The organism is Chryseobacterium sp. WLY505 (assembly GCF_030846215.1).
Classification (GTDB): Bacteria; Bacteroidota; Bacteroidia; order Flavobacteriales; family Weeksellaceae; genus Chryseobacterium.
Genome location: NZ_JAVCWI010000017.1, coordinates 32011 through 44235, shown reverse-complemented (window position 1 = coordinate 44235; position 12225 = coordinate 32011). Strand labels below are relative to the sequence as shown.

Annotated in this window: 15 protein-coding genes; all 15 read right to left on the bottom strand. The window is 36.0% G+C overall.

Translation table 11 applies throughout. The features are described from left to right. Positions 1–72 precede the first annotated feature (72 nt). The 15 genes from RAH34_RS21720 to RAH34_RS21650 all read right to left on the bottom strand — a co-directional run bounded on the left by RAH34_RS21720 (position 73) and on the right by RAH34_RS21650 (position 12187). Positions 73–687: a deoxynucleoside kinase gene (locus RAH34_RS21720; protein WP_002977952.1), complete on the bottom strand. Its 615-nt coding sequence runs from the start codon at positions 685–687 to the stop codon at positions 73–75. A 25-nt stretch (positions 688–712) separates the two neighbouring features. Continuing rightward, positions 713–1675 (bottom strand): hypothetical protein, encoded by a 963-nt coding sequence (locus RAH34_RS21715; RefSeq protein WP_114822476.1) that lies wholly within the window; start codon positions 1673–1675, stop codon positions 713–715. A 148-nt stretch (positions 1676–1823) separates the two neighbouring features. Beyond that, on the bottom strand, positions 1824–2849 hold the full coding sequence (locus RAH34_RS21710; protein ID WP_306597510.1) for a glutaminyl-peptide cyclotransferase: 1026 nt from the start codon (positions 2847–2849) through the stop codon (positions 1824–1826). A 98-nt stretch (positions 2850–2947) separates the two neighbouring features. Next, positions 2948–3970 carry a glutaminyl-peptide cyclotransferase gene (locus RAH34_RS21705; RefSeq protein ID WP_114822475.1) on the bottom strand — a complete coding sequence of 341 codons (1023 nt, stop codon included), beginning with the start codon at positions 3968–3970 and terminating at the stop codon, positions 2948–2950. A 35-nt stretch (positions 3971–4005) separates the two neighbouring features. Further along, positions 4006–4389, bottom strand: a complete 384-nt coding sequence (locus RAH34_RS21700; protein WP_306597509.1) for a VOC family protein — start codon at positions 4387–4389, stop codon at positions 4006–4008. Beyond that, positions 4386–4892 carry a GNAT family N-acetyltransferase gene (locus RAH34_RS21695; RefSeq protein WP_114822473.1) on the bottom strand — a complete coding sequence of 169 codons (507 nt, stop codon included), beginning with the start codon at positions 4890–4892 and terminating at the stop codon, positions 4386–4388. Before RAH34_RS21695 ends, RAH34_RS21700 begins: the two co-directional genes overlap by 4 nt. 3 nt (positions 4893–4895) lie before the next feature. Next, positions 4896–5321 (bottom strand): SRPBCC domain-containing protein, encoded by a 426-nt coding sequence (locus tag RAH34_RS21690; protein ID WP_114822472.1) that lies wholly within the window; start codon positions 5319–5321, stop codon positions 4896–4898. Between the two features lie 223 nt (positions 5322–5544). Then, entirely contained in the window at positions 5545–7158 is a 1614-nt protein-coding gene (locus RAH34_RS21685) for a Na+/H+ antiporter (RefSeq protein ID WP_114822471.1), read from the bottom strand. A gap of 153 nt (positions 7159–7311) precedes the next feature. Then, entirely contained in the window at positions 7312–8316 is a 1005-nt protein-coding gene (locus RAH34_RS21680) for a bestrophin family protein (RefSeq protein WP_306597508.1), read from the bottom strand. Positions 8317–8393: 77 nt separating this feature from the next. Further along, a complete protein-coding gene (locus RAH34_RS21675; protein ID WP_114822469.1) occupies positions 8394–9071 on the bottom strand; it encodes a DUF2490 domain-containing protein in 678 nt (225 codons plus the stop codon). 131 nt (positions 9072–9202) lie between these two features. Next, positions 9203–9595: a DUF1398 domain-containing protein gene (locus tag RAH34_RS21670; protein ID WP_114822468.1), complete on the bottom strand. Its 393-nt coding sequence runs from the start codon at positions 9593–9595 to the stop codon at positions 9203–9205. Positions 9596–9717: 122 nt separating this feature from the next. After that, a complete protein-coding gene (locus RAH34_RS21665; protein ID WP_114822467.1) occupies positions 9718–10407 on the bottom strand; it encodes a response regulator transcription factor in 690 nt (229 codons plus the stop codon). 11 nt (positions 10408–10418) lie between these two features. Then, the gene (locus RAH34_RS21660) at positions 10419–11195 is read right to left on the bottom strand and encodes a sensor histidine kinase (RefSeq protein WP_114822466.1); all 777 of its coding nucleotides are present in this window, start codon (positions 11193–11195) and stop codon (positions 10419–10421) included. A 21-nt stretch (positions 11196–11216) separates the two neighbouring features. Beyond that, complete coding sequence (locus RAH34_RS21655) at positions 11217–11849, bottom strand: hypothetical protein (protein ID WP_114822465.1); 633 nt, start codon at positions 11847–11849, stop codon at positions 11217–11219. Positions 11850–11860: 11 nt separating this feature from the next. Continuing rightward, positions 11861–12187 (bottom strand): hypothetical protein, encoded by a 327-nt coding sequence (locus RAH34_RS21650; RefSeq protein ID WP_306597507.1) that lies wholly within the window; start codon positions 12185–12187, stop codon positions 11861–11863. Between the last annotated feature and the right edge of the window lie 38 nt (positions 12188–12225).

Here is a 12225-nt window from a genome sequence, read left to right as displayed (position 1 = left end):
AAATTAAACTTGATCTCAACAAATTTAAAAAGAATTACCCTGAGTATGTCTTAATGTTCTGATAAAAATATGTTAAAACAATCCGTGTAGTTCTGCTTCAATTTTTTCCAGAATAAATCCGAAATCTTCAGGTTTTTCAACGAAATCAAGATCATCCACTTCTACAATCAGAAGTTTTCCTTCTGTATAGTTGGAAATCCATTTTTCATATTTCTGATTCAGTTTTGAAAGATATTCAATGCTGATGGATGCTTCATATTCACGGCCTCTTTTGTAGATTTTTTTAACCAGATTAGGAACATCTGATTTTAAATAGATTAAAAGATCCGGAGCGGATACAAAGGACTTCATCAAATCAAAAACTGATGAATAGTTATTGAAATCTCTGTCTGAAAGAAGATTCATATCATTCAGGTTTTCTGCAAAAATATGGGCATCTTCATAGATGGTACGATCCTGAATAATGTTTTTCCCACTTTCTCTGATTTCCTTCACCTGACGGAATCTGCTTCCCAGGAAATAGACCTGTAATGCAAAACTCCATTTGCTCATATCAGAATAAAAATCCTCCAGATACGGGTTATGATCTACGTCTTCAAATTGTGCATCCCATCCGTAATGCTTGGAAAGCATCGTTGTCAAAGTTGTTTTTCCGGCTCCGATGTTTCCTGTAACTGCAATATGCATAATATTCTTTTCCTTGTATTACTGATTAGTTGATAAGTTGTTCGATGGCCCCGGTCTCAACCTGAGAAATGTCTTCAATCAATTTCTGTAAAGTATTGTCTGAAGGTTTCTCTGCTGTATTCTCATCAGGTTTCTCTTCCGTTTTTTCTACTGGTTTTTCTGTAGATGGCTGCAGAGATTCCGGCTGAGCTTCGAGCTGTTTTTGCTGTTTGGCTTTCTTTACTTTTTCAAGGCTGTAAAGATAGAGTTTGTTCCCTTTGATTGCAAAATAAGAGAGGATGTTTTTATCCACAATTTGCGCTTCCTGGTCTTCGAAAATGGTTGTCATCCCTTTTTCAGGGACGTATTGTGAAATGAAATTACCGGCAACTACCAGGATCATATCGTTTTCTCTTCGAAAACGTTTTCCGTTTTCCAAAGGGGCTTCGAAAAGTTTTTCAAATTTCAGGCTATAAATCCTGATATGTTTTCTGGTTAAAATATAGACCTTGTTTTCATAGACCAGCATATCCATTAAATCTTCAAAACTGATATCAAAAGGATATGAGTTGATGGTGGTATCATTTCTGAAATTATACTGTATCAGACGTTTTGTACTGTCATCCAGAAGCCATAGTTGCTGCAGATCTTCGGCATAAGCCATTCTGATAAAGCCAAATTTCTGTTTAAAATCCAATCTTTGAATCTCATTCATATTCTGGTCTACAAATTTCATTTCCTGAGCATTTTCAGAAAATAAAGGTACATTCAGAGGATTTTGTACTGACTGAACTTTGTAAGGAACAGTAAGCATCATTTTCCCGATCTGCTTTCCTAAAGAATCGTATTTGGTAAAACTGAAATCTTTGTTTTTATAGATATACAGATTTCCATAGTCGTCAGCAAGCATATCTTTGGCTTCCTTTAGTTTCAATGTATCCAAAGGAAGAATATTCTGCGCTGAAGCCGTACAGAAAAGGAAAAAAAATAGTATGTTTAAAAACTTCACTCTGCTTTTTTAATGGGGTCAATTTACTGAAAAATTACTTTACTCAAAAGATGATTACACCCAATAGAATTTTCTTTGCTGTTAATCAAAATTGAAAACAGACTGTTGCTGAAAAAAAAGAAGTCTCTGTTCAATGAATACAATGATTTTATTGAAAAGTAACTTCATAAATTTTCTCCCAGTTTTTCCCTGTCACCAGCATATTTTCACCTCTAAAGGCAATTCCGTTCAGCACATGTTCGCTGTTTCCCTGATCGTTTTCTTTGGTTAATTTGGTAAAATCAAATTTACCTGCAACATCTCCTGTAGCAGGATTGATCTTTAAAACTACAGGGTTGTGCCACACATTGGCATATATAAAGCCATCGTGATATTCAAGCTCATTGAGCTGATTATAAATTTCAGAATTCCCGCCAACAGCTATAGTTTTCACTACTTTAGAAGGATCATTGATATCCAGAAAATAAAGGTTTTTAGAGCCGTCTGTAGCCACCAGGTTTTTTCCGTCGTACGTCAGTCCCCATCCCTCTCCAATTATATTAGGCAAAGGAAATTTTGAAAGTTCTTCAAACGTATTTTTATCGTAAATAAAACCTATTTTATTTTTATAGGTTAATTGATAGATCTTATTTCCAACGATCGCACAGCCCTCGGAGAAAATTTCAGCAGGCTGCTTTTTTACAACTGTCGGAGTAGATGATCCTAAAGTATATTTTATAAGCTGGGAAGCATTCTCCATGCCATCACTTTCATACACTGTATTTCCTTCTACCAAAAAGCCTTCAATAAAGTTTCTGGGATCGTGAGGATAATCTGCAACTATTTTATAGGAAATATTCTGCTCAGGAGTTTTTGTAAATACATTAATGGTAGCATCCTGATTTAATATTTCTCCATTTTTTGTTTTAATCCTGAAGACTACATCGTTATCTCCCAATGTAAAAAACTCCGGACTAACAGTTAAATCCGTTGTTTCTTTATCTCCGAAACTGATGGTTATGCTTTCTGCATTTTCCGTTACTTCTTTTGGAAGATCAAGCTTATCCCCAAAATGATAGCCTTTTTCTTCTTTTGAGTTATTGTAATCCGCCAGAGAATCCAGCATTTTCTCATTATTATTGCAGGAAGCCAACAAGAATATGGCTGCCAGACCAGCCATAATATTTTGCTTCATGAACTTTTTAATCATTTTCCAAAAGTACTAAAATTTAATCCTTAAAACGAAAATAACGCTCCCAAGGGAACGCTATTTTTTTTATCAATAAAATCAGATTATTTGATCTGAACTTCGTAAATCTTCGGCCAGTTCTTTCCGGTTACCAGCATATTATCTCCTTTGAAAGCAATTCCGTTCAGTACATCATCACTTCCCTTGGTATTCTGTTTTGCGATTTCAGTAAAGTCAAAAGTTCCCACGACTTCTCCATTGGCTGGATTGATCTTTAAAATGATCGGCTTCTGCCATACGTTGGCATAGATAAACCCGTTGTGGTATTCCAGTTCGTTCAACTGATCATATGCCTGAGAACTTCCTGCTACAGCGATATATTTAATCAGTTTTGAAGGATCGTTGACATCAAGGAAATATAAAAGCTTACTTCCATCAGAAGCAATCAGGCTTTTTCCGTCGTACGTTAATCCCCAACCTTCACCCAATACATTTGGATAAGCAAATTCTGAAAGCAGCTTTAATGAACTTTTATCATAAACATATCCTTTTTTACTCTGCCATGTCAGCTGGTACACTTTATCTCCTACGATGGTACTTCCTTCAGAAAAGTCTTCCTGAGCCTGTTTTGTAGAAGCCAGCGGAGTGGTTGTTCCCAACGTGTATTTTAGAATTTGTGAAGATCCGTTCTGCCCGTCACTTTCATAAATTGTATTTCCTTCAATCTGAAAACCCTGTACAAAGTTTTTAGGATCGTGAGGATATTCCGCTACAATCTGATAAGGAATATTTTTTTCAGGATTTTTTGCAAATACATTGATGGTTGCATCCTGATTAAGGACTTCACCTCCTTTTGTTTTAATATTGAAGGTAACAGCATTGTCTCCTAATGTGAAAAATTTAGGATCAATGGTTAAATCTGTTGTTTCTTTATCTCCAAAGCTGATCGTTACGCTTTCTGCATTTTCCGTTACCTCTTTCGGAAGCTCAAGCTTATCTCCGAAATGGTATCCCTTCGCCTCCATTGAAGTATTATAAGTGTTTAATGTATTAAGAATCTCTTTATCCTTATTACAAGACGCCAATAATAAAATCGCTGCGAAACCCGCTATTATACTTTTTTTCATTGAATTTCTAAATATTTCTCCAAAAATAGCAAATTTTATTCCGTATTGCCAATATTATCTACGGGTTCACCAAATTGTAATATATATCCGTTGTTGTCATATATTGCAAATTCTCTCATTCCCCATTCAAAAGTTTCAATTTCATAGCAGACTTTGGCTTTTGTTTTAAGATCTTCCCAAAGATCATCCACCTGATTTACATTGAAATAAAATGATCCTGAAAACCCGATGGACGTATTGTTTTCATGTTCATTAGGCTGGGAAAGCATAATGTATATGTCATCTTTTCGAAGAGAAGCCCATTGCCAGTCATCATTTCTTCCCATCAGGGTAAATCCGAGAATATTCATATAAAATGCAATGGTTTCATCGAGGTTTTCTGTCCATAAAACAGGCCGAAGTGCGGTAAAATTTGTCATGATTCCTGTAATTCGAAAGTATTTTTACGGATTTTCATATTCAGAGAAACCCATGTTTCCTGATCAATCCTGGCTTCGCTTTTAACGTATGGATCAAAAACAAAACCTACTTTTTTGTAACATTCAATTGCTCCGGTATTCCAGTCGTACACGTTCAGCTCTGCTGTTTCTTTATCAAAATGACTGAAGCCATATTTCAAAAGCTCCTGCATCACCTTCTTTCCATAACCTTTTCCTCTGTTATTTTCATCCCAGATCAAAATTCTTCCCAACAGGAATGTTTTTTCTTTCAGAAATATCTGGGCATGCCCGATTGTACTTCCTGTCTCATCTGTAATTTTAAAAAGAGTTCGGTTTTCATCTGATAAATCCTTTTCCAGCTGTTCTTCCGTGAGAGGAAAACGATATGCCGGGCCGGCAAACTGAAGAAGCATTCTTTCGTCTTTTATCTTTGAAATCAGTTGTGGAGCATCTTCTATCGTAAAAGAGTGTAATGTGATCATGATTTATTTTTCTAGAAATTCTTTTAAGCTTTGTCCCAAAATCGTATTCCAGCCCTTTACAAAACTCTCTCTTGAAAAGCCTTCTCCTAAGTCTTTAAAGTTTTCAATATCTTCATGGATCAGCTTTACTAAAGTTTGACCGTCTTCCGGAAGCAGTTCCCAGGTTACAATGGTTTTCAGTGTTGAAAAATCAGGATAAGACCATGTGTGCTTTAATTTCTCATTCGGGATTATTTCTAAAATCTCACCATGATGATGGTATTTGTTGGCTCCTCCGGGTTCAAAGAAATTAAATACCTGCCCTTCTTCCAATACAAAATCCTGGATATCAAAATACCAGGATTTCATTTCATTTTTATCGGTTAATGCTTTCCAGACTTTTTCAACCGGAGCATTGATGGTGTACTGAACTGTGATGGGTGTACTCATATTATGGATTTAATATGTCTAAATGTACACAATTTTATCCATAATATTTAACCACAAAAGTCACAAAAGTTTTTATCTACTAAATTATTTAAGTTTAAATTTCTACTCATGAGAAGTACACATAAGCCTTTACAATTTCAGAATTTTCCTTTTGTGAACTTTTTATTTCTGCAAGTTTATTTTAACTTTTATCCTTTTGTGACTTTTGTGGTTTATTTTTTAATTACCCATGTGAAAAACCTGTGATCTTGGCTTCATCAAAATCCAGCTGCATTTCAATGGTTCTCATCACGTGATCATCAAATATCTTTTCTCTTTTCATTCTGTGCAATTCGTTTCTCTGTGCCTGAATGATCTGCCGCAAGACATCTTTATTTTCATTGATAGCGGTTACATAATCCCCTGTGGAAGCCATACATTGGGCTTTGTCTGCCATCAGCATCATTTCATTTTCTAATTTGTGCTTTTGATGACGTACCAGACTGTTGGTTACGGCTAATTCCGAAAAGTCATTATCGAGTTTGTGTAAAGCTGTTTCCTTCAGTTTGCGCATAAGGATTACCTCCTGTTTTTCTTCCGGCAATTCACTTCCGGCATCCTGAATATTCAATAATTTCAAGATTGGGCTCAACAATAAGCCTTGCCCTACCAGGGTAATCAATATGATAACGAATGTGACAAATAAAATAATATTCCTATGCGGAAATGCCTCTCCATTAGGTAAAAAAGCAGGAATTGACAAGGCGGCAGCCAGTGAAACCACTCCTCTCATTGCTGCAAAACTGATGATAAAAGGCTCTCTCCAATCAGGTTTGGGAACTTTTAGCCTTAATTCTTTAGAACAGACTCTTGGGAAATACATTAATGCATAACTATACAAAATTCTTGTTCCGATAATCGCTCCGCCAATCACCACACTGTAAAAAATGCCTTCTGAAATGGTATATTCTTTCATTCCTTCCACTACAATCGGAAGCTCAAGACCAATCAGGATAAAGATGATGGTATTCATCAGGAATATCAAAACACTCCACACATTCCCGGACTGAATTCTGGAGGTATGACTTAAATAACAATGTGAGTTATAAGACATCAGCAAACCTCCGGCAACCACTGCCAATACTCCGGAAAAATGAAAATGTTCTGCTCCCACATACATAATGTAAGGAACGATAAGGGTAATGATGGTATCGATATTGGAATTGGTTGGAATAACCTTTAATAAAGCTCCAAACAGAAACCCAACCGCTACTCCTACGGCAATTCCACCGATGGCCATGGTAAAGAAATCCTGAACGGCATCTCTCCAGATAAACTGCCCTGAAATAACAGCTGCCAAAGCAAATTTAAAGACAATTAAACTGGATGCATCGTTGATCAAACTCTCGCCTTCCAGAATATTGGTGATCTTTTTAGGGATTTTCATATGTTTGAGTACCGAAGTCGCAGCTACTGCATCCGGCGGAGAATTCACTCCTCCCAGCAAGAAGCCCATAGCTACAGTAAGCCCCGGAATAATGGAAGATGAAAGATAAGCAACGACTATGGATGTTAAAAACACCAATCCGAAGGCCATTGAAAAAATCTGTTTTCTCCATTTATGAAAATCCTGCCATGAAGTAAACCATGCGGCCTCAAACAAAATAGGCGGAAGGAAAATAAGAAAGACAAGGTCAGGTTCTATTTCAATACGCGGCATTCCCGGCACGAAGCTTATCAGTAACCCTGCAATAACAAGGAAAATAGGATAAGCAACTTTTAATTTCTGGCCGATCATTACCAATATCATCACAGACAGCAGTACTGCAATGGATATTATAACATAGCTGTGAATCATTTTTAAATAAGTTTTTTTAAGTGTTAAATATTTTTATTTGGATTTGATGTCCAAAGCTAATTTCCCAAACCTGATAGGTTTTCAGAAACCTATCAGGTTTAGATATATTCGAAGTCTGTCATTAATCAATATCTAAAATCATAAAAGGCCAATCTAAAGCACAATATTATTCTTTGGAGTAATTGCTGGGGGAAGATCAGATTCATCCAGCATATCTCTCATATCAATTTCAATGGTACGGCTGATCTGAGTGATAGGAACATCATTGGGACTTCCTTCAAAAGGGTTTACCGAAGCTTCCCCTACGCTGTCCAATGTATGAAAGCACCACGTAACCAGTAAAGAAAACGGAATATTAAACCATAATGTCCAGCCTTCCACCATTGTTCCTTCCCCTAATTTGTCGAACTCTTTCAATAATCCGAAAGGCACAAAAACAATAAAGAGCAGCAAAAGATATGTGGTGATGGAAGAGAAGTTTCTTGGATAGGGAAAGTTTTTAATTCTTTCGGCTTTTCCCTGATCGTCAGTAAACTTTATCAGCTGCTGATTGATTTGTGTCCATTGAAAATCATTAATTTCTCCTTTTTCATACGCTTCCGATAAGGCTTTACTCTGGCTGGCCATCAATTGTGTTGCTCTGTTCTTTTTGCTTAGAATATACTGAAGTTCAGATTCGGAAAGGTATTGTTTTAATTCTTCATCCAGTTTGGACTGTCTCTCCGGAATATCATATTTTTTAGCATATTCATCAAACTGATCTGTTCCCATGTTTTCCCATGCTCGCGGTTCACGAAGCTGAAATCTCAATGCAGTAAGCCATGCATAATGACGAAGAAACATTTCTTTTACTTTACCCGGATCTTTGGAAAGCAGTGCATCTCTCAGAATATACCCAAAGCTGCGGCTGTCATTGATAATTGCTCCGTAGATCTGTCTTGCTTCCCAGAGTCTGCTATAGCTGGCATTGTTTTTAAATCCAACGATAAAGGCAACTGCTGTTCCCATGATGGCAATCGGCTGCCAAGGAACAGAAAGAAACTTCCAGCCTAAAAAGTAGAGGACTGTAGGAATGGCTGATAGTACGACCAGAGCGTAAATACTTCTTCTGGTCCAGATAATGAACTCCCGGGCTCCGAATCTTTTTCCTGAATGCATAAGTGTTTATTTTATAGTGTTTAATATAATCTATTTTCAAATAATGGTTTTCCTCACAGCATTCAGTAACCGTTTTATTAGTTTTTAGTGAATGGGATATTATTATAAAAACCAATCTGAATCTGTCCGCGGTTTCTGTTCTCCTGAATCTGATTCATATAACCAGCTTCAATCCTCATGTTTTTGTTGATGACATATCCTAAGGCCCCATACACTCTGTTTCTGTCGAAAACCGGATTGTCAAAATGCAGAAAAATTTCATTGTAAACAGATGCGTAAAGGGTTTTCGGCAGCATTTCTTTTTGGGTAATCGGAATATTCAGTCCGAGCATGTAGCGGAATCTCATTCTGAAATCATCCTGAAGGAAACGCTCTTCCAGACGGTAACGGTGCTGAAGATAGAAACGTCCGAATTTCTGTTTGGTAATATACTGCTGGAAAATCCGGTGCTCAATATTTTCTTTTTTTTCACCGTTTACGTAAGGTTGGCTGAGAATGAAACCGTAGCCCAATAAAACATTGTTATTGTTCTCTGTAAGATCATATCCGATCCCCGTACGGATCAGTAACTGTTCCAGGTCTCCAACCGCATCAAAATTACGGTACTGAATTTCATTGTGCCAGTTCAGTTTCTTGCTGATCTTATTATTTCCAAAATACATGTACCATGCTCCCAGATCGTTTTTTTGAGCAAATGTCAAAATGGATCCCAAACCTAATACTGTGAACGCCAACTTCGTAAAAACCTTTCTCATGTTTATCAATTACTATTATCTATCGTTTTAAACAAAATTAATATTTTAAATCAATAATAGCAAAAAATATTTTGTAAGTTACTGTAAAGAAGTACGGATGCAATGGTCTGCATCCGTTTTTCTGTAAAAGATTATCCTGGAACCTGTTCGGTAAGAACATCTGTTTCATTCTGGTCAAAATAAGTACAGGTCATTGCATGAAGATCCATTGTCCAGCCATTGATTCCGTTTTCGGCACAGTCTTTACAGAAAGTCATGTAATCTGTTCCTCCCTGTTGATGAAGCTTCAGTCTTATTTTAAAATTTTCAAGATTTAAAGTATCGGAAACAACAAGAGGATCATATTTTGTTCCGGTCTGCACAGATTGATTTTCATTATTAAAGTATTCTGTATTTCCGTCTGAAACGTATGCTTTGTAGTGAGAGACACCTAATGCTTTTATAGCCTGGATATATTGAGGGAAATCGGCTCCGCTTTTTACTTTCTGGTGCTCTGCTTTGATGTTTTCAATTGTAAATTTCATTCTTTTGTATTTTCTGTTTTTAACTATAAATTATTGTTTTTCATAAACCAACCATTGGGTTCTGCTTATCAAAACAAAGGCTAATTTAATCAGAAAATTTTTAATGAAAACAGCTGGATGAATTATTCGAACCTGTCTTTTAAATAATTCATATCTGCAATTTTACTTTCTATGGCATATACCACTAAACCGGCAGTATTTTTGGCTCCTGTTTTCAGCAGAAGGCTGTTGCGGTGACCTTCAACGGTTCTGGAGCTTATAAAAAGCTGATCTGCAATCTCAGAAGTGTTGTATTGTTTGCAGATGAGTTCCAATACTTCTTTTTCTCTTTTGGAAATATGATTGGCATCAAAAATACTGGAAATCTTTTTCTTAGGTTCTGTAAGGTTTTGATGTAAAGCTTCCATTACTTCGTTATTATAAAAGAAACCTTTACTGTGTACTTCACGGATTGCCGTGAGCAATTCAGCAGGACTTGAGTTTTTTTTAAGAAAGGAACAGGCTCCTGACTGTATCATATTGACAATGAATGCTTTTGTATTATAACTCGTTAATGCAATAATCCTGATCTGAGGATATTTGATGTGGATTTGTTTGGTTGCCTCTACTCCGTTAATTTCAGGCATATTAAGATCCATCAGGATTATATCAGGCAGTTCTTCAAGGGTTACAAGCTCATCCAGAAGCTCTTTCCCGTTGCTGAAATCACTTACCAGTTCAATATCTTTTTCTCTCTGTATCAACAATGAAATTCCCTGACGAAAGAGTGCTTCATCGTCTACGGTTATTACACGAATTATGTCCTTTTCCATCTTATCATGATTTAAAATGTAAATTCTACAGCGATTCCTTTATTGTTTTCACTTTCAATTTTCAGTGTTCCATTGATCAGTTCGACCCGGCTTCTGATATTTCTTAAGCCCAATCCCTCTTTCAACGTATTTTCATTAAGATTAAATCCCTTACCATCATCTTTGTAGAGACAGGTATTTTTTCCGTCTTTTCCCAAAAATTCTATATCAATATGCGTACTTTCCCCGTGTTTTATGGAATTGTTAATGAGCTCCTGAAGTATTCTAAAGATATGCAAATTTTTTTCTTCTTCTGCTTTTGCAAAGTATAAACTGTTGGAATAAGTAACCTGCAGAGTTTTGGACAGGTTTATTTCTGAGCACAATGCATCTATGGCAGCATGAAGTCCAAATTTTTCTAAAATCGGAGGAAGGAGATCATGCGAGATCTGTCTGGCACTTTCTGCTGTTTTATTAACCAGATGTATGATTTTATTTTTCAGATCGTTGTATTCTTCTCTTGTCAGATTATCAAAATCCAGGAGATGGATATTTAAAGAAACCACACTGAGTTTTGAGCTGATATCGTCATGCAGATCCTGGGCAATTCTCAGCCTTTCTTTTTCCTGAGCACTGATAATGGCATGGGTAAGATCTTTCTCGTATCTGACCTCGAGCTCTTTTTTCTGAATAATATTTCTAGTTATTTTCTTATTGGAAAAATAATAAAATATAATCAGGGTGACGGCCAGTAAGGTAAATGCCAGAAAGGTATAAACGATAGTGGAAATAATTGTATTCTCATTCATTTTGTAATATCATAACAGTAATTACACATTTTTTTTGCGGGAAGACAGATAGTCTATCAGAATAAAAATCTGATACACAATAAACATAACAACATTGAAAACCCATATCTCTTTATGCAGTTTTCTGTTCATCACCGTATAGAGGTTTCCGGACAAAAATATTACAGTACTGCTTATCAGATAAAGTAAAAGTCCCAGGCTTATATAATTGTATTTCTTTTGGGTATCCAGTATATTATATAAATGAAATAATGCCAGAATTATGATTGAATAAGATGTGACAAAAATTTCAAAAAGATTAAAAACATAATACTTTTCGGGGTATATGATATACTGTATAACAAGAACTACAGGAATGATAATTAAAAGTGTACGTGCTGTTTTTTTCTGGTATTGTTCCGTTACAATTTCATGGAAGAATAACCCCAGTAACAAAAACTGGCCTATCAGATAATAATGTGAGAAAAACAGATTATTAATCTTCTGTGAATTCAATACATAGAAAACAATTTCACATAGTAATATCCAGGCCAGGTAGCTGATGAAGAATGTATAGGCTTTTCCTCCTCCGGAAAAGCCTATACAGTATACTGCCAGATTAATCAGCAGAATGCCTTTTCCTATTAACGACAATATTTCAATCCAGTGATCCAATGATCTCTAGTTTACAGATTCCACCATTTTGCAGCAGAACATACGCTTGGACAAGGGGTGGTCATATCATAGACGTAATCTCCATTATCATAGTTTACAATATCATTGTTATCTGCATCTACTCCTACCAGAAGAAATTTAAATTCGCCTTCATCGGTAATGGCATTATAACCCCGATATCTCGCAAATCCTTTGTCGTCAATAAAAATATCATGAACATCCTTTGCCGGGATAAGGTGAGCCCGGATAGATGTTCCATCGATAATTTTTGTATTCTGCCAATTGCTGATCCATTTTTTAGCATCATCTAATAAGACTGCATGTTTAGGTAATTCCATAGTTTTTCTCGTTTTAAATTATATAATAGGTTTAGAAT